We start from the raw sequence: 19,645 nt of genomic DNA on the forward strand, positions 1-19,645 counted from the left end.
ATCGATTTTCTTTTTCTTGACACAGATCAAGTATCTTTTGGCGGATCAGCATTATAATGAAAGCATCAGAACTCAGAAAGAAGGATCTCAGATGTCCAATCAACCCACATTTACAGAAGTGAAGGAAGCTCTCTTTCCAACATTGGAACAATACGTGCCGATTGTAGCCCGTGTACATGGAAAAAATCACCCGGAATTCCATGATGTTCACCAGCTATTCAACGCGATCCTCGAAAAGACCCTAACAGCCGACACAAAAAAACCAGACCTGAACGAGGAATTCATAAAATTGCGCGCGGTTTCGAATAACTACACAGTTCCGGATGATGTGTGCGAAAGTTATGAAGCGGTCTATCAGATGTTGGCGAAAGTGGATCAAGCTTACCAAGCTTCATTATCGCCAAGAAGTTCCCGCTCTATCTGAGCACTTACCGGGACACCTTACAGCAAAAAACTGATGTCGACTTTATGTCAGCATCAGTTTTTTGAATTTTTCATGATCAAGCACGGTTGGCCGCGCTATCCACGCCTCTTATTTCTATTTTTTCCATGTACGCGGTGCAAAAAGGATCAAAATCGGAAAAATTTCCAACCGCCCCGCAAGCATCGTGAAAGACAACAAAATCTTTGAGTAATCATGCAATTTGCTGTAGCTGTATGCCGGTCCGACTGCTCCCAAAGCAGGACCGATATTATTGAACGTTGCCGCTACTGCACTGAAAGCCGACAAAAAGTCCGGCGCATCCAGACTGATGAGCATGAACACTGCTGCAAAGACTACCGAGTAGATGATCAGATAATTAGCTACACCGTGCTTCGTATTTGTCCCCAAAGGCTTTTGATCATATTGAACAACCACGATCCGATTCGGCTGCGCGACACGTTTGATTTCCGCAACCAGAATCTTAACATAGACAACGACACGCGAAATCTTCAATCCTCCAGCCGTAGAACCCGCACATGCCCCAAAAAACATCAGCAACAAAATCACCATCTGGGAAAATAACGGCCAGGAACCAAAGTCTGCTGTCGTAAATCCGGTTGTCGTAATGACAGAAGATACCGTGAAAAAAACATCCCTGATCAATTTCGAAATTGAATCATAGTACCCTATCAGATTGATACAAATCAGCCCCACAGCACCCAGCACAATCAAGAAATACCACTTCAACTCTTCACTCTTGAATACTTGCTTGATATTTCCTACCAGCAATAAATAAATCATATTGAAGTTTATCCCGAAGGCAAGCATACCTATACCGATTACCCACTCAACGTAGGCACTCTCATAAGGCGTGATACTGCCATTTTTGATGCCGAAACCTCCCGTACCAGCTACACCAAAAGCATGAAGCAGAGAATCAAACAGATCCATCCCGCCAATCCAGAGCAGGATAGTGACGATGGCTGTCATGGAAAGGTAAATCAGATACAAAATCCGAGCCGAAGAAGACAATTTCGACACAAGTTTGCCGAAAGTAGGACCGGGTGTTTCGGCTTTCATGATATTAACGGATTGGGAATCGATTTGCGGCAAGACCGCCAAGGCAAAAACCAAAATCCCCATTCCTCCGACCAAGTGGGTAAAACTTCGCCAGAATAAGCTGGAATGGGATAAGGATTCCACATCATCCAAAATACTCGCACCTGTTGTTGTGAATCCGCTGCTCGTCTCGAAAAATGCATCCACAAAAGAAGGGATATCCGAATTAATGACAAAAGGCAGACTGCCGAAAAAGGAGAACAAAATCCAGGAAATCGCGACGATGACGAAGCCTTCCCGGGCAGTCATCCGTTTATTCTCAGGCTTTTTCAAGCTTAATAGTTGCCCGAGTATCGCCAAAAAAATCATCACGGACAAAAAACTGAAAAGATAGTTCCAAGATTCCCGATAAAGCAAGCTCACCGCAAGAGGGAAAATCATCAATGCGGCTTCAATCTGCAACAGACGTGCCACAACATAACGAACGATCGATACATTCATTCCGCATTCCCCTTCCTAATAAACGATGTCGTCGATATCATCATAATTTTTTTCTTTCGTGACAACGATAACGTGATCATTCGGCTTAATGACATCTTGTCCGGAGGGGATGATCAGTTTTTTATTGCGGATAATATATGCGATCAGCAGATTGGGTTTTGTATTCAATCTTACTAACGGGATATGGATGATCCGGCTCGTTTCTTTCACTTTGAACTGGATCGCTTCCACTTCATTGTCCGCCAGACGATACAAAGCTTCGACATCGGACACCGAGGAATTTCCCAGACTACGAACAAAGCGTAAAATCGTATTGGCAATCACACGTTTTGGCGTAATAATCGTTTCCATTCCTAGTGAATCAAATATTTTCAGCAATAATTCCCGATTCACTTTGGTGATCACTTTTTCCACATTTTGTTGGATAGCATATAATGAAGCGATAATATTTTCTTCATCTACCCCAATCAAAGAAATGAAGGCGTTGTACGTTTCGATACCTTCTTGTTGAAGAACATCTTGGTCCGTCCCGTCACCCAGTATTACTTCAACATTTGGATAGGCTGCGCTCAGCTCCTCAGCGGTCTGCCGGCTCTGTTCGATGACTTTGATATCCATCCGGTATTCTTTCAGGAAATCAAGCAAGTAATAGGTCAGCCTTCCTCCACCGATCACGAGAGCGGAGTTTATTTTTGTTTTTTGGGGACAGACCGTTCTATAAAATTTACGGATTGTTGCCCTGTTTCCTATGATATAGGCATGGTCCCCAACAAGTAGCCTGTCCTGACCAGAGGGAATCAGTGTTTCATTCTTCCGGCGGATAGCACACACCAGTACGTCACCGAATTTTTTCCTGAAATCGGCTAGCGATAAGTCTGCAAGGGAAACAGTCGACCCAATTTCGATTTCGATCAACTCAACGCGGTTATCCGCAAAAGATTGGATGCTCAGTACTGTTGGGAACTTGATGATACGCGCAATGCTCCGCGCCGACTCCAATTCGGGATTGATCATCAGATTGATGCCCAAGCTTTCACGGACATAGTCAAAATGCCCAGAATATTCCGGGTTGCGTACGCGTGCAATCGTATACTTTGCCCCGAGTTTTTTCGCCAGGATGCTGGCCATGATATTCACTTCATCTTGTGCTGTCACTGCAATAAAAATGTCGCAGTCAGCGACACCTGCTTCCTGTTGGATATCATAGCTGGCACCATTTCCGACTATGCCTGAGATATCATACGTGCTGATCAGCTTATCCAAACGCATTTCCATTTTTTCGATCAAAATAATATCATTTTCTTGTGTAGCCAATTCTGAACAGAGCACGGAACCAACCTTCCCGCCACCGGCAATCACGATTTTCATTCAAAACGTCCTTTCGTTTCTGACTTCTCTTCCATTATGACATAACGAGTGTATCTTCGCACATTTCGTGTGGATACACAAGATACTAATAGATGAATCTGGATAAGTATCCAACATTTTGGCATTTAGTTCATAAGAAAAATCGGATAGATTTAGCTGAAGTGCACAAATTGCCTATGGTTGCTTGGACGTTATGAATGAATGGAATAATGCGTGATTTGTATATGCTCCGATTGAGGGGCACATGCAGATCACGCATTATTATTTCTTACAGTTTCCAGCAAGCCCTCACACTGGTTAGCCACGCGCTCCATATCCAGAAGCTTGAATGTCCGGATGATGTCCGTCAGCTTTTGGGCATCTTCCTGCTGCTGCATGATACCAATCAATTCCTTGAAGAACAGCAACATGACATGTTCGTACATCCTGTTGTCCGATACGGAAACGGTCTTTTCTAAATCATCATAGTAGAACAAGCTCTTCTCCAGATTATTTTTCTCCAGCTGCAACACCAGTATATTTGAAATGAGGGAGAACAGTTCGTTTTTATACCGTTTCATCTGATTGAACTCTGTCATCTTCTCCTTGGCTCTAGCGTACACAGCATCCACTGCGTCCTCCGGAAAGAAATCCAAGGCATTGGTGAACAAGACCAATTCATAATAATGCCATGTCTCGCAATCGAAAAGGTAGTCTTTTATGACCGCCAACTCTTTATGCGGGAATGGCAGCTCGCTGAGGTTACACCTCAGCAGATGGATAATGCTCGCATGGTGCAAATATTTGATTTGGGAAGTTTCATCAAAATGATTTCGGGACGCTTCCTCTAAAGCCGCCAACCTTGGTATATCCTTTGCGTAGTAGGCTTCAGAATAAGCGCTGATCATCATAGCATCCGTATTCGCTTTGTTTCCATCATACAGGAAATGGAATTCCTCCAAAGACAGATTTAAATTCTCAAGGATCTGAAGAAATTTCTCGGCAGTCGTATCGCTGTGACCTTTTTCAAATCGCGATATGGCAGGCCTGCTCAGTATACCTTTGTAAACTTCTTTCGATTTCAGATTCTTGTTCTTCCGAATGTCACCTAGTACTTCTCCGATTTGCATCAACACCCCACCTTTTTGTTCCGTATTATTAACATTTTTGCTATTAACAGTATAACTAGTTTACACTAAATATGTACACAGAAAAATTAAGAAGACATTTCATGGAATAATTATCCAGCTGGAGGTAATTCATCTTGAACTTTTCGAAATACTCTGATTTTATTGTTCACATTTTTTTGACTCTGTTGCTAGTGTACGATTTCTTTCCTGATTCGTTCCTGTCTAATTTAATTCCTCTGCAGCTGAATATATGGATTTTCTCAGGTTTATTCATTATCTCTATATTCTCCAAACGTTCACATCATTCCGACGATAAAGTCACTACCAAAGGACAGATACTATCCTTAATGTATTTTATCTCAGTAATCCTCACGCTGACGTATTTAGGTGGTGAATCTGCCTCGGGTTTGGAAATGGACGACATTAGAGTTTGGATAATATTAGCTGTGTCTATCGGGGAAATTATTTCTAAAACGCGCAAAAAACATTTTCAGAATAAAGGTGGCTCATAATGATAGATTTCATGAATTTAAAAATTAGCTTCGGGAAAAAAATAATTGTGAAAGAAATGAATGATCAATTCTCTGAAAATAAAATAATCGGTCTCGTTGCACCCAATGGAACGGGGAAAACAACGTTGCTACGAACGTTGGCAGGAATAAAGAAACCTGCTGATGGATACGTGAAAATCAATGGACTGGATTTTTACAGCGAACGCGAAGAATATCTCAAACAAATTTTCTTTTTGGAAAACAGTGACCAGTTATATGCAAATCTGACCGCTCAAGATCATTTTAACTTTACGAAATGCGCTTGGCATTCTTCTGTAGATCCCAATGCTATCATTCGTATGTTAAAAATGGATAGCTATAAAAACATCCCGATACGGAAGCTTTCACTGGGTATGAAACAGCATGTTCTCATAGGCATGTATGCGATTAGTGATGCACCGATTCTTTTGCTGGATGAACCAATGAACGGACTTGATCCGACTAGTCTAAGAATAGTAAACAATTTGCTGCGCTCCCTAAAGGAAAACGGCAAAACCATTATTTTTTCCTCACATGATCTGACAAATGTCCATACAATTTGTGATGAAGTCCTGTTCCTGCATGCGCAAAAGGTTATTATAGTTGAGAACACCCGAGACATAAAACAAAGCTATGATGAACTGTATCTTTCCGAGGATGTGATTCTGCCATGAAAACAATATTTTTCGAATGCAAAAAACTCTTTGCCGAGAAAGCAAATTATTTCGGCTTCATCTTATTGACCTTCATTTTCACCATCCCGCTTTTTTTGTTTACCACAGCTCAAGAAAACCGATATGAGAATGAGTTGCAATACTTGCGGGCTAATTTAGAATACGGTGAACAAGCACAAAAACAAATGGAATTAGAGCCTGCTGCAGCGCATATCCTGCCTGATACCATTGAGCGCAATGAACTGTTGAGCGCTTATATTGACGCTCTCATTTCAGGAACCGATGAAGAAAGAATCAAGGCCGAATACGCGTACGAAAAAAAGCTGCTTCAAAACATGGAGTCGGGAATCCTAAACGGACTCTCTATCATTGAACAGCAGAAGGCAGTCCTGGTTCTTGAAAATTTAGTGAAAAACGATATAACCAAAGTAGATGACAGCTTTCAGGCTTCTGCTCCCGCATTAAATTACGTCGCACGTATTTTTAGCGGCACTGTTTCCAGTTCTTTGATTTTCTCAATTTGCGCGCTTTTGTTCGCAACTATCTATTCCTTTGAGAAAAGAAAAAATCACATTAATTTCTTTAATGTTGTCCCCAGCAGTTTAGGGAGTAGTTTCCTAGCCAAAGTTTCAACAGCTACTGCATTCGTCACGTTATCGTTGGTAACTCCACTGATTATCGCCTTTTCGATCAGTGCTTCTCAGAACGGGATAGGAGATTTCCGCTACCCCATTGCTTATTCCCAAAATGGCGTCGACGTTTCTTTCATGTCAGTAACTGCATTCAACAGCAGATCCTTGCTGTTATTCTTGTTGTTTATCCTTTTCCTGTCGTCCCTCAGCTTCTTTATCTCACTATTCACAGGGAGTCTGCTCATGAATGCAGGTATCCTATTGTCGTCCATTCTACTGGTTGAGTCTCCTTTGCTGCAGAGTGATCCTTTAATAAATGTTGTTCACCTGCTCCCGTTCTCGTATGCAGATCCCTATAAAGTGCTGATCTTCAGCGATTACAATAGTCCGATAATCAATCCTTCCTTGAACTTTCAGAACGGTGTAATCTGCCTTCTCATTTCCTCACTGCTATTCTTTAGCGTATCCTTTGTGATCATTGTGACACAAAAAAAGTTTTGAGGACTGAATTATACGAAAACATCCCAAATCGGAATCATATTCGGTATAATACAGGAGTACACGGCAGGCAACGATGCCCAGAATCCGATATTTAAGGGAGACAAAATGAGAAATATAAAAATGACGATTGAGTATGATGGCGGCAGATACTTGGGATGGCAAAGGCTCGGGGATTCGGACAAAACCATTCAAGGTAAAATAGAGAATATCCTGTCGGCAATGACAGGAGAAGAAATCGAAATCATCGGCTCGGGTCGGACTGATGCCGGCACCCACGCACGGGGGCAAGTCGCCAATTTCAAAACGACATCCAATATGGATTTGACAGCGATGCGGGACCATCTGATCCGTTATCTTCCGCGCGATATTGTCGTCAAAGAGCTGGAGGAGGTTCCGGAAAGGTTCCATGCCCGTTACCACGCAGCCGGAAAGACATACAGCTACCATGTCTGGAACAATGTCGTGCCTTCCGCATTTGAGCGCCACTACAGCTACCATTACCCTGGACAGCTTGATATCGACAGGATGAACGAGGCTTGCCAAAAACTTGTCGGGAAGCATGACTTCCTCGGTTTCTCTTCACTCAAGAAATCGAAAAAATCGACGGTCAGGACCATCAACGACATCACAATCCAGCAAGAAGGCAATCTGCTGCACTTTTCGTTCACAGGGGAAGGCTTCCTCTACAACATGGTCCGGATCATGATGGGGACGATCCTGGAAATCGGGGCCGGGACGATGGAACCCGAATACATTGATGCCATCTTCAAGAGCGGAATCCGCAGTGAGGCCGGGATGACCGTCCCTTCCCACGGACTGTTCCTGGATGAAGTTTACTACGATTGACGATAGTCCCAAGCAAGATATACAAAATAGCCGAATACGCTGCGGTTCTTCGCAAGTATTCGACTATTTTTCATTGATTGCCACAAACACTGCTCGCTCAACTTGCCATACAGCCTATAAAAACACTGCTCTTCTACTTTTTCTTGTGAAATATTTAATAAGGAATAAAATAAAATTCGGATTAAGGAAGTGTCCACATGCGCATTAATAAATATATAAGTGAAGCAGGCAAAGCCTCCAGACGAGGCGCCGACAAGCTGATTACTGAGGGGCGTGTAACGATCAATGGGAAGCGGGCAACGATCGGTAGCCAAGTGGAGGCGGGGGATGATGTCCGCGTAGACGGCAATCAGCTCTTCGTAGCCAGCAACTATGTCTACATTGCCTTGAACAAACCGGTCGGCATCACGAGCACGACCGAAAAAGGCGTCAAGGGGAATATTGTCGATTTGGTCAACCATTCCCCCCGCGTTTTTCATATTGGCCGACTCGATAAAGATTCCGAGGGCTTGATCCTGCTCACGAATGACGGCGATATCGTCAATGAAATCTTGCGTTCCGAGAACCAGCATGAGAAGGAATATATTGTTTCCGTAGACCGCCCGATCACTACTGAATTCTTGAAGCAGATGTCAGAAGGGGTCAAAATATTGGATACGGTTACCCTGCCTTGTAAAGTGGAGCAACTATCAAAATATGATTTTAAAATCATCCTGACCCAAGGACTCAACCGTCAAATCCGCCGCATGTGTGAGGAATTGGGATACAACGTCTACCGATTGCAAAGAATGCGCATCATGAATATTGAATTGGGCAAACTTCCTCCCGGACAATGGCGCTACCTGTCAAAGAAGGAACAGGCTGCGTTATTCAGGGAATTAAACTACGACCCTAAAGAATGGTAGGACTAGGACCAAACGATCAGAAGCGATCCCGAAATGACAGTGCCTTCTCAGGGACTGTTCCTGGATGAAATTTATTAAGATTGACGAGGTCGATTGCATGATAGAGCCCCCCTGAAAATGGTGAACTTAACCATTTTCAGGGGGCTCTTTATTGTCGCAAGCGTAGGCTCGTAATATTAGGAGATAGGGCACGATAAAATGGCCATCCGCTACCCTTGACGCCTACTCTCAGAACGGAAGATGAATTCTTCATCCTTGATATCCACATCAATTACGGAATGATTTGTTACCCGTTCTTGAATGATTGAACTGGCAAGTGGTGTTAGTAATTTTTGGTTAATCAGTCGTTGCAACGGACGTGCACCGAAGGATGGATTATAACCACTTCCAATCAGCCACTTAGATGCTGCATCAGACAAGTGGATTTGAATGCCTTGTTTAATCAGCCGCTCATTGATCAAACGTATTTCCTTCTGAAGAATATGTTGCATGTCTTCCACAGTCAAAGGTGAAAACAAAATAATGTCATCGATGCGGTTGAGGAATTCAGGTTTAAATTGACGTCGTAACAGACGTTTCATTTTCTCTTCAGTGCTGTCTGTAATGACGCCCGAAGATCCCACTTCTTCTAAGAGAATATCCGACCCTAAGTTACTCGTCATAATGATCACCGTATTTTTAAAGTCGATGTGGTTTCCCCTGGCATCGGTCAACGTTCCTTCATCCAGCACTTGTAACAATAAATTGAAAATATCACTATGCGCTTTTTCAATTTCATCCAGCAATATGATCGAATAGGGATGATGTCTGACGGCTTCAGTTAATTGGCCCCCTTCATCATGGCCAATATACCCAGGAGGAGAACCTATCAATCTTGAAATCGTATGCTTTTCCATGTATTCCGACATATCGAGGCGCACAAGGTAATCTTCTGAATCAAAGAGCTGTTCTGCTAAGGATTTTGCGAGTTCCGTTTTCCCAACGCCAGTCGGTCCTAAAAACAAAAAAGAACCAACTGGCCGTTTTGGGTTTTGGACACCGGCACGGGAGCGTAGGATTGCAGAAGCTACTCTTTGAACTGCCTTTGGTTGCCCGATTACTCTTTTTTGTAAGTTTTTTTCCAGTTCAAGCAATTTCTCGCGTTCACCTTCAACAATTCGGGCAAGCGGAATCCCCGTTAAGCGCCCTACTACTGAAGCAATATCGTTTTCAGATACGATTTCGGACATCAACCGCTTTTCAATCGGAATTTCAGTATGAAAGGTCAGCTCTGCTTTTCTTAAATCGGCTTCTGCCTTGGGAATGTCTACATTTTTTAACTGCGTTACTAGCCTTACCTTATAATGACGTTCTGCCTCTCTTAATTCGTGGCGTAAGTTTTCTAAATCCATGCGTTTTTCTCTTAATGCATCTGAAAATTGCAACTCTTTTTCCAATTGTTGGGCGATGTCATTCGATTTTTCATATAATGATTCAAGTTCCTCTTCTAGCTGAGTTATTGCTGATGGGTTACTTTCAGCTGCGCCATCTCGTATCAGTTTATCCAGTTCAACCTCCAAAGACAAGATTTTATCCTTGGTTGAGGATAAAGAATGTGGAATCGAATTTTTCTTCATTCGGATGACCGCGCATGCTTCATCCACTAAATCAATCGCTTTATCTGGAAGATTCCGGTCGGTTATATAGCGTTTCGACAGGTTTACGGAAGCCTGAATGGCCTCTTCAGAGACCGTGACACCATGATAGTTCTCGAATCTTTCTTTAAGGCCCGTCACGATAGCGATCGTTTCCTCAATTGAAGGTTCATTGACGCGGATCCGTTGAAAACGTCGCTCTAGTGCTTTGTCTTTTTCAAAATAGAGCCGATATTCATCCTGAGTGGTCGCGCCAATGCAATACAATTCGCCCCTAGCTAACATTGGTTTCAACATATTTCCGGCATCAATCGCCCCTTCTGATTTACCCGCGCCTATAATATTATGGATTTCATCGATAAATAAAATAATGGCTCCCTCTGATTGCTTGATTTCGTTTAAAACCGCTTTCAAGCGTTCTTCAAACTCTCCGCGATACATCGCTCCCGCAATAAGCGAACTCATGTCTAAATTATAGATTGTTTTATCCAATAGATTTGCAGGCACCTCTTTTTGGACAATCCGATGCGCCAATCCTTCAACGATCGCTGTTTTGCCTACACCAGAAGGTCCAATTAAAATAGGATTATTCTTGTTTTTCCGGGAAAGAATACGGATTATATCGGTTATTTCATTTTCACGACCGATGATCGGATCAATCTTATTATCAATCACGGCTTGATTAAGGTTAATGGCATATTGCGTTAATGCTTCGTACATTTCTTCATTACTTTCATGTGCCACCGTCGACCCTTTTCTCAACTGCTGAATATGTTCTTCCAGTTTGTATTCCGGGACGCCATTTATCATTAAGAATCTCGTGAAAGAATTGCCTTTTTGGCGATACAGCGCTAATAAAAAGACTTCTGTCGAGATATACTTATCTTGATTAGCGAGTGCAATCTCTTTCGCATGACTGAATAACTTACTTAGGCGCGGACTCATCTCTTTGCCATATTCCACATCCGTCCCTGTTAAAACCGATATTTTATCAATTTCATCCTCAATCAGTTGTTGAAAAGCATCAATTGGAGTGGATAGGTCCCTGTATACTTGGCAAGCAAAGTGATCCGGACGTAAAAAGATCTGCCAAACATGTGGAATATCTATTTGAGGGTGCTTTCGTTGTATCGCTAGTGATTGCGCTTCTTGCACAGTTTCTTGCATGGCTGTGGTTAATTGTTCGATCATCCTTATGCCTCCTCTCTACCGATATGATGAACATTAAAGATAAATAAAGAAGGTCAGAAGACCTTCTTTATTATTGAGGTTCTATAGGAATAAGGAATAAGGATCTTCCAAATAAGCAATGATCTTATCTAAAAACTCGGCTGCCGGGTCCCCATCAATAATTTGATGGTCAAACGTCAAACTTAGCGGGAGTTTTAATTTTTCAACGACTTCGCCTGCTTCTAAAGCGAGTTCTTTCCCTATTGCTCCGACACCCAAAATTCCAATTTCCGGTGTATTAAGGATTGGCGTAAAGTATTCAATATTTCGCCCACCTAAATTTGTGATAGTGAAGGTTGAACCACTATACAGATTGCTTGGTAAATTACCTTGTCGCGCTTGTGTACTCACTTCAGCAATGGACTTACCTAAGTCGGTCAGTGTCATTTGGTGCGCATTTTTGATGACAGGAACCACTAAGCCATCGTCTACAGAGGTTGCCATGCCAATATGCACTTCATCCAATTGCTCATATTTTCCGTCATAATACCATGCATTCATTGCCGGGGTTTCACGTAGAGCGAGAATCGTAGCTTTCGTAACCAGTGTGTTCCAACTGATTTGACCACCATCAAGCGAACGGTTCACATTTTTCTTGATTGTCTCTCTCATCTCATTTAATCGGGTTACATCTGCTTTGCGGTGTTCCGTTACTTGAGCAGTTGTCTGCAGACTTCTTACCAGACGTTGGGCAATCGTCTTACGCATTCCGGTTAATCCAGCACCAATCTCTTCTTTGGCCAGTGCGCCCATTGGTTGCGACGCCGGCATTGCCACTGTTGGGGTATAGCGTTCGACGTCACGCCGCGTAATTCTGCCGTTACCGCCTGTTCCATTCAACTGACTGACATCAATACCCTTTTCTTTTGCCATTCGACGTGCAATGGGGGTGATAAAGATCCTATCCTTCTCTTTCCCACCAGAAGACGAAGCTTGCAGCGTTTCTTTTGAAGTGGAAGTGGTATCCGCAACAGTAGTTTTCGCTTCTGCTTCACTAACAGCCTCTTCATCGCCATTCGTCGAAGGGGCACTGTCGATTGCTTCTCCCTCTTCACCTATATATGCCATCGGTTTTTTGCAAGGAACAGTATCCCCCACTTTCGCCATAAGCTCTAAAATAATGCCGTCTGCCGGCGACTCCACGTCACTTGATAATTTCTCTGAGCTGATTGTTGCTATACTATCACCTTGCTTGACGGTGTCGCCTACCGCGACAAGCCATTCATCGACTGTTCCTTCCGTCATCGTTAATCCTAATTTGGGCATTACAATTTCTTTGGCCATCTAATTTACACCTCCTTATGCTTTTAAGTCGTCTAATAGTTCTGCAGCTTTTTCAAGGACGCGCTCTGCATTAGGGATATACAGTTTTTCTAAGTTCGGTGCAAACGGAACCGGTGTATTTGGTGCCGTTACACACTTTATGGGACCATCCAAGTAATCAAAGGCTTTATCGGATACAACGGAAGCAATATCTGTTGCTGTATTGTTGTGGGGATTGCTTTCATCAATGACAATAAGCCTACCTGTCTTTTTGACAGAATTTATGACTGTTTCCTGATCCCATGGCGCCACCGTCCGCAAGTCAATGATCTCCACTGAAATATTGTCCTTTTCAAGAACTACTGCGACCTCTTCTGCCACAAATAGCATTTTGCCGATTGTTACGATCGTTAAGTCTGTCCCTTCTCGTTTGACAGCTGCTTTCCCAATAGGAATCGTATAATATTCTTCTGGCACTTCGCCTTTCATGCCATAGAGTGACTTATCTTCCGAGAATATGACGAGGTTATCATCCTCAATTGATGCAAGAAGTAAGCCTTTCGCATCATATGGTGTTGCGGGAACGACGACTTTCACTCCTGGGATAGATCCGAAAATCCCATAATAGGTACCTGAGTGTTGCGCTGCCGCGCTGACTCCCGCTCCGTGCATAGTCCTGACTGTCATGGGCACTTTGGCTTTCCCACCAAACATATAGCGCATCTTTGAGCCTTGTCCCAGAATGGCATCGAAACAGAACCCAATAAAGTCGTTGAACATCAACTCTGGTACTGGACGTAAACCTGTCACAGCCATCCCGACCGCAGCACTCATGTACCCCATTTCGGAGATGGGTGTATCAATGACCCGTTTACTGCCATACTTAGGCCCTAACCCTTTCGTTACCCCCATTACGCCTCCCCAGGCATCTTCATTTTTTTCTTCAAGATGGGCTACTTGCGCTCCTCCTGAAATATCTTCCCCTAATATCAGTACACGGTCGTCTTTTTCCATTGCTTGATCCAGCGCTTCGTTAACCGCTTTCATAAATGTGATTTCTCTAGTCATAATAAAGGCTCCTTCCAAATGTTTTATTGAGCGAATACGTCTTCTAATAATGATTCTGGTTTAGGTATTGGACTCTCTTGGGCATATTTGATCGAATCATCCACATCTTTTTTTGATTGCGCGGCAATGTTATCCAATTCTTCTTCTGTCATCAAGTCATTTTCAATCGCATATTCCCTAAAAATTTTGATCGGGTCTCTATCCGCCAACTCTTTTTCAGTTCCTTCTTTCGCTTTATAAAGTTGTTCATCACCTTCGAAGTGCCCAAAGTTACGATAGGTTACACATTCTACAAGTGTTGGACCTTCGCCTTTGCGCGCACGCTCAATCGCTTCACCGACAACATCATATACTGCGACCACATTCTTACCATCTACTCGAACGCCCGGCATATTATAAGCCGCTGCCCGTTCAGCAATCGTTTCTGTCCCGGATGAATACCATTGTGGGGTTGATTCAGCGAAAAAGTTGTTTTCATTGACGAACACAACCGGCAATTTCCAAATACTTGCCATGTTCATTGCCTCATGTGCAACACCTTCGTTGGCTGCGCCATCCCCAAAGAAACAAACAGCAACTTTATCGGTTCCCAAATAGACATTGCGCATGGCTGCTCCTACGGCTAAGCCGAATCCACCGCCAACCATACCATTTGCCCCCAGAATCCCCTTATCCAGATCTGCAATATGCATGGAGCCCCCTTTTCCTTTGCCTAGGCCGGTTGCTTTTCCGAATATTTCCGCCATCATGCCGTTTAAGTCTCCACCCTTAGCAATACAGTGGCCATGTCCTCTGTGCGTGCTTGTAATATAATCTTCATCGCTTAAATGCGCACATACCCCTGTCGCAACGGCTTCTTCCCCCGCATACAAATGAACAAATCCCGGAATTTGACCTTGCGCAAAAAAGCGCCTTGCTTCTTCTTCGAAGTTGCGAATATCTTCCATTTTTTTGAGTATCGTCTTTGATTTTTCTTTCGTTAATCCGGCTACAGTCGTTCCGACAGAAGTTTTAATTTCCAGGTCAATTTTACTTTTTTCTTTGGTGCGTGTAGGTGAAAATACTTGCTCTTGTCTTTTCATTTCTGGATCTTGTACCATAATGATTTCCTCCTATAAATTAAATTAGTAAACTTTGAACTACGTCCCCTGTCAATTCAGATAAGGTTGGATGGGCATAAATCAAGCCCTTCAACTCATTCAACGTGCCTTCCGCCGTTTTGAGCGCGAGAAGAGAATGAATCATCTCCGTGGCATCGCTTCCAACTATAACCACACCAAGAATGTCTTGATACTTTGATTCACTGATTATTTTAATGAATCCGTCTGTTTCTCCCGAGGCGATCGCTCTACCGTTAATTGAGAACGGTAGTTGGTTCACAATTACGTCATACCCTGCCGCTTTGGCTTCCGCAACACTCATCCCGAATGAAGCCACTTCTGGGTCAGTATAGACACAGCGCAGAACCGCTAAAGGATCAACAGGCACTTCCCTTTGCCCTGTGATGGCTCTTACCGCCTTCCTTCCTTCGGCGCTGGCAGCGTGCGCTAATTGATACCCGCCGATGACATCCCCAATTGCATAAATATGCGGCGCACTTGTTTGATAATATTCGTTGACTGCGATGAATTTCTTGTTAGCCGTGAGTTTGAGATTTCCAGCTTCCGCCAATGCAATATTGGCACGGCGCCCCGTCGCTACTAAAAGTTGATCGTACGCATACTTTCCTGTTGTTGTGTGAACATGTCCTTCCGTAACTTCCTGAACATCCGCTTTCACTTCAACGTTAATCTTCATTTTTTTCAGTTTTTTCTTGATGATGTCCCGGGCGTCAGGATCCTCTGTCATCAAAATATCCGGTGCCACTTCGATTATCGTCACATCGGTTCCTAACGGCTTCATCGCAAAAGCCAATTCAACAGCTATCACACCCCCACCGATGATAACCAGCCTTTCGGGTATCTCTTCCATTGAGAAAAATGAATCTGTCGTCAGGTAGTCTACCTTTTCCAACCCTTTAATGGGCGGTATAAACGGCGTGCTTCCAGTGGCTAATATGACATCAGCACCGGTGATTTCTTGATTGTTTAACCGAAACGTCGTGCCACTGATAAATTCCGCTTCCCCCTCCAGATATTGAATATGGTTGCTTTTGAATAGTTGTTGGATGCCACCTTGCAGCTTTGCTACGACACTATTTTTACGCTCCAATAATTTCAAAAAATCGATGGCTTCTACACCAGCCTTAATTCCGAATGCGTTCGCCCTCTCAATCGTTTGTAACCAATGGCTATGTTGCAAATAACTCTTTGAAGGAATGCATCCTACATTTAAACAAGCACCTCCGATCTTATTACGTTCAACCACCGCAACACTTTTACCACGTTGGGCAGCTTCCTCAGCAGCCACATATCCGCCTGGCCCTGAACCAATGATTAGGACGTCATAATTTGTCAAATGTCTCTCCCCTTTCTTTTACATCGTGAAATAACAGACGATATTTTGCAATCTAAAAGAAACGCTACAATCACAGTGTAAGCGTTTCCTAAACTGTAGTCAACCCATTCTCTAGTCAAAATTCGTTTTATCATCATTATCTTAAAAACATATTGTGATATATAATGCAATGTTTTGAAAATTCGGTGTTTAATCCGCTTCAAACATTTCCCAATTTCGTAATTTAATTTAATTTAACATAGCGATACCTAGAGGCCGATTGCTGAATCAAAACAGCTGTCCCAGATATTAAGGCGCAGATGTCCTTGTGTGTACTGAAGCATCAAACCAACAATATCTTCCCGTGCACTTAGCAATGAACACCTAACGCCTTCATCCATAAAGGCTTCATTGATCATGAAAAAGAAAAATCATAGTGATTGTCATCACATTGACCCCCTCTGTCCAATATTTGGATGAAGCTTTTTTTGCTTCAGCGCCGTCCTGCAATAAATTATCCACATGTTCCTTACACAACTTTTCATTATTAATCTTCAGCCGTTCTGAACGAAAATAAGGACATTCCTATCCGTTATGTCATAGCAAAGTTTTTGAAAGCGCTATATATTTAACCCAAACGGTAAAGGAGGAGTCTATATGAAATCTTTAAAGAAAATCAGTATGACCAATCAGATCATGATTGCGATGGTATTAGGTATTGCGGCCGGCTTAATTTTCGGTCCGGCGATTGCGCCAATTGCCGTAATCGGGCAAATCTTCCTGCGGCTGATTCAGATGGCTGTGGTGGTTATGATTATGGGTGCTGTGATTGAAGCGGTCGGAACTCTCGACCCGCAGATATTAGGTAAACTCGGAGGGAAGATGGCTGGCTGGTTTCTCGGCGGGACCGCGATAGCGGCAACCTTAGGATTGGCATTGGGTTATCTGATTCAACCGGGCGCCGGGGTTGATATGCAAATTGACACATCTGCTGAAGTTGCGACAGCGACTGGCAGTGTCACCGACGTTATTCTGGCGTTTTTCCCGTCGAATATTGTTCAGTCCATGAGTACAGGGAACATGATTCAAGTCATTATCTTTGCTTTATTATTCGGCTTATCGATCAGCCTGTTGAGTACGCGTCGGGATTTGACAGCGCTGAAAGCAGCGATTTCACAATTCAATGAGGTCATTCTCCAATTAGTTACTACTGTGATGCACTTGGCGCCTTTAGGAATTTTTGCCTTGCTGGCTAATGTCACCGGCGTAATCGGCCTGACCGTGATTTTACCGCTGGCGAAATTCCTCTTAGCGATGGCGATCGGTTCTGTAATATTCTTAGTGTTATGGATTTTCCTTACCAGTATGATTACCAAAGTGAATCCCGCCCATATTGTTAAGGGCTTGTCGCGCATGACCATTATGGCCTTTACGACGACCTCGTCAGCCATTACGCTTCCGGTTAAGATGGAAGATCAGGAGAATAAACTTGGCGTCAGCCGCCGCATTTCCCAACTGGTCGGTCCCTTGGGCATGGCAATGAACAGTAATGGCTTGTCGCTCTTTCTCGCCATCGCAGCTATCACATTGGCGCAGTTTTACGGCCTGGAGTTCACTTTAGCGAATGCGATCCAAACTGTCACCTTATCAACCTTGGCCACTTTAGGCACCGTAGCGGTTCCCGGCGGCGGGTTGGTGGCCTTGACGATCGTTATCCCGGCACTCGGCCTGCCCCCGGAAAGCATCGGCCTGTTGGCAGGTATCGATTGGTTCTCCGGCATGTTCCGCACAGTACTCAATGTTGATGCCGACGCCACCATTGCGATGATTCTTGCTCACGGAGAAGGCGAATTGGACCACCAAGTCATCAAAGAACTCAATGCGAACCAAGTAACAGATGTTTCCTGAAAAAATTAAAGGCTCATGAGCCACGCAAAAAGCCAAAATGACAAAAGTCGCTTTGGCTTTTTGTGTGTAGCGTATGAATTAGTTAGGAGTTCACATTGCCGATAACCGGAAAATAAGAGTGGCTAACTTATACTCGAAATTTTGGCATATAATTTATTCTTGGGAACATTTTTCTGGTATTATATTCTTATGACATTTTAATGGAGGAAAATCAAACATGTTGGAATTTAAACAAAATATACGGGGTAATGTGGCCCTTGGTGTAAACCCGCTTGGATGCAAGCAGGAAGTATTGAATGAAATCGACTATGTAAAAAACAAAGGAACTTTTGCAGGTCCGAAAAAGGTATTGATCATTGGTGCGTCATCAAGCTACGGTTTAGCCACCCGGATCAGCCTGGCTTTCGGTGCGGGAGCGGATACGATTGGCGTTTCTTTCGAAAAAGGACCGAAAAATGAACGGAACCTCGGCACAGCCGGCTGGTACAACAATATCGCTTTTCGTGAAGCAGCTGAAAAAGAAGGCCTGATCGCCAAAAATTTTGTGCAGGACGCCTTCAGCCACGAAAGCAAGCAAGAAGTCATCGCATACATCAAGAACGAGTTCGGCGGCAAAGTGGACCTGGTCGTTTATAGCCTGGCAAGCGGCAGAAGAACCGATCCCGATACCGGAGAGACGTACACTTCCGCAATCAAAGCCCTTGGGGAGCCAGTGGTTGGCCCTAATATCAATATGCAAAATCAGGATTTCTACATCGAAACGCTGGAACCTGCAACAGAGGAAGAAATCGCCGGTACCGTAAAAGTCATGGGTGGCGAAGACTGGCAGCTATGGATGGAAGCACTGAAGGAAGCAGATGTATTGGCTGAAGGGGTTCTGACGACCAATTATTCTTATTTGGGAACAGAGCTGAACCGTCCTTACTACGGTGGCGGAACCCTTGGTCTTGCCAAAGCAGATTGTGATGAGAAGGCGCAGACCATCAATGCGTTATTAGCTGACATCAACGGCAAAGCCCAGATTGTGGTGGCTACTGCCGTGACCACGAAAGCAAGCTCAGTCATTCCCTTCTTCCCTGTTTATTGCATCGGTCTTTACAAAGTCATGACCGAAAAAGGAACCCACGAAACACCTATCATGCATATCGACCGCATTTATCGCGATATGGTTTATGGTACCAAGGCTGAGTATGATGAAGCTGGCCGCCTGAGACCGGATAGCTGGGAACTTGACATCGACACGCAAGCTAAAACAAAGGCACTGATCCAGCAATTGAACGAAGAAAATTTCAATACCGACATGGCAGCTTACGACCTCCTCTACAAAGAGTTCTCGAACTTGAGCGGCTTTATGGTGGACGGCTATGTCGAGCAAGACGTTACGATCGAAGAATTGAAGGCATTGGAATATTAAATCGTACCGGTGACACCAATCACCTTTTATCCGCAATAATAAATGAAAAGTCTTGGCTCTGAGAGTCAGGACTTTTCTGCTTCTACGGTTGACAACACAAGCGTTTCTCTTCCATCCGGTTGCCGTTTCCATCTAAATATTGG

At 43.7% G+C, this 19,645-nt stretch carries 15 protein-coding genes; 7 read left to right on the forward strand and 8 right to left on the reverse strand.

The features are described from left to right. Positions 1–91 precede the first annotated feature (91 nt). Complete coding sequence (locus ACKPCD_RS14195; RefSeq protein WP_321379187.1) at positions 92–424, forward strand: iron-sulfur cluster repair di-iron protein, ric; 333 nt, start codon at positions 92–94, stop codon at positions 422–424. Positions 425–538: 114 nt separating this feature from the next. Here ACKPCD_RS14195 and ACKPCD_RS14200 read toward each other — a convergent pair whose 3' ends face one another. From ACKPCD_RS14200 to ACKPCD_RS14210, 3 genes are all read right to left on the reverse strand, one after another. Continuing rightward, a complete protein-coding gene (locus tag ACKPCD_RS14200) occupies positions 539–1,984 on the reverse strand; it encodes a TrkH family potassium uptake protein (RefSeq protein WP_321433603.1) in 1,446 nt (481 codons plus the stop codon). Between the two features lie 15 nt (positions 1,985–1,999). Then, positions 2,000–3,352 carry a Trk system potassium transporter TrkA gene (gene trkA / locus ACKPCD_RS14205; protein ID WP_321433604.1) on the reverse strand — a complete coding sequence of 451 codons (1,353 nt, stop codon included), beginning with the start codon at positions 3,350–3,352 and terminating at the stop codon, positions 2,000–2,002. 251 nt (positions 3,353–3,603) lie between these two features. After that, entirely contained in the window at positions 3,604–4,461 is an 858-nt protein-coding gene (locus ACKPCD_RS14210; RefSeq protein WP_276648875.1) for a helix-turn-helix domain-containing protein, read from the reverse strand. Between the two features lie 511 nt (positions 4,462–4,972). Here ACKPCD_RS14210 and ACKPCD_RS14215 point away from each other — a divergent pair. The 4 genes from ACKPCD_RS14215 (at position 4,973) to rluF (ending at position 8,549) form a co-directional block, all read left to right on the forward strand. Further along, positions 4,973–5,665 (forward strand): ABC transporter ATP-binding protein, encoded by a 693-nt coding sequence (locus ACKPCD_RS14215; RefSeq protein WP_276648872.1) that lies wholly within the window; start codon positions 4,973–4,975, stop codon positions 5,663–5,665. Continuing rightward, entirely contained in the window at positions 5,662–6,798 is a 1,137-nt protein-coding gene (locus ACKPCD_RS14220; RefSeq protein WP_321433605.1) for a hypothetical protein, read from the forward strand. Before ACKPCD_RS14215 ends, ACKPCD_RS14220 begins: the two co-directional genes overlap by 4 nt. 105 nt (positions 6,799–6,903) lie before the next feature. After that, positions 6,904–7,644 (forward strand): tRNA pseudouridine(38-40) synthase TruA, encoded by a 741-nt coding sequence (gene truA / locus ACKPCD_RS14225; protein ID WP_321433606.1) that lies wholly within the window; start codon positions 6,904–6,906, stop codon positions 7,642–7,644. Positions 7,645–7,841: 197 nt separating this feature from the next. Beyond that, entirely contained in the window at positions 7,842–8,549 is a 708-nt protein-coding gene (gene rluF / locus ACKPCD_RS14230) for a 23S rRNA pseudouridine(2604) synthase RluF (protein WP_321433607.1), read from the forward strand. A 209-nt stretch (positions 8,550–8,758) separates the two neighbouring features. Here rluF and ACKPCD_RS14235 read toward each other — a convergent pair whose 3' ends face one another. From ACKPCD_RS14235 to lpdA, 5 genes are all read right to left on the reverse strand, one after another. Next, complete coding sequence (locus ACKPCD_RS14235) at positions 8,759–11,374, reverse strand: ATP-dependent Clp protease ATP-binding subunit (RefSeq protein WP_321433608.1); 2,616 nt, start codon at positions 11,372–11,374, stop codon at positions 8,759–8,761. An 81-nt stretch (positions 11,375–11,455) separates the two neighbouring features. Continuing rightward, complete coding sequence (locus ACKPCD_RS14240; protein WP_321433609.1) at positions 11,456–12,697, reverse strand: dihydrolipoamide acetyltransferase family protein; 1,242 nt, start codon at positions 12,695–12,697, stop codon at positions 11,456–11,458. Positions 12,698–12,712: 15 nt separating this feature from the next. Further along, the gene (locus tag ACKPCD_RS14245; RefSeq protein WP_321433610.1) at positions 12,713–13,744 is read right to left on the reverse strand and encodes an alpha-ketoacid dehydrogenase subunit beta; all 1,032 of its coding nucleotides are present in this window, start codon (positions 13,742–13,744) and stop codon (positions 12,713–12,715) included. A 23-nt stretch (positions 13,745–13,767) separates the two neighbouring features. After that, positions 13,768–14,691, reverse strand: coding sequence for a thiamine pyrophosphate-dependent dehydrogenase E1 component subunit alpha (locus tag ACKPCD_RS14250; RefSeq protein ID WP_321434582.1), 924 nt, complete (start codon positions 14,689–14,691; stop codon positions 13,768–13,770). A 172-nt stretch (positions 14,692–14,863) separates the two neighbouring features. Beyond that, positions 14,864–16,201 (reverse strand): dihydrolipoyl dehydrogenase, encoded by a 1,338-nt coding sequence (gene lpdA, locus ACKPCD_RS14255; RefSeq protein WP_321433611.1) that lies wholly within the window; start codon positions 16,199–16,201, stop codon positions 14,864–14,866. Positions 16,202–16,837: 636 nt separating this feature from the next. Between lpdA and ACKPCD_RS14260 the strand changes: the two genes are divergently transcribed. Together ACKPCD_RS14260 and fabV are read left to right on the forward strand one after the other, a co-directional pair. Next, positions 16,838–18,088 carry a dicarboxylate/amino acid:cation symporter gene (locus tag ACKPCD_RS14260; RefSeq protein ID WP_321433612.1) on the forward strand — a complete coding sequence of 417 codons (1,251 nt, stop codon included), beginning with the start codon at positions 16,838–16,840 and terminating at the stop codon, positions 18,086–18,088. A 217-nt stretch (positions 18,089–18,305) separates the two neighbouring features. Beyond that, entirely contained in the window at positions 18,306–19,502 is a 1,197-nt protein-coding gene (gene fabV / locus ACKPCD_RS14265; protein ID WP_321433613.1) for an enoyl-ACP reductase FabV, read from the forward strand. The last annotated feature ends 143 nt before the right edge of the window (positions 19,503–19,645 follow it).

The organism is Trichococcus flocculiformis (assembly GCF_963662535.1).
Lineage (GTDB): Bacteria > Bacillota > Bacilli > Lactobacillales > Aerococcaceae > Trichococcus > Trichococcus flocculiformis.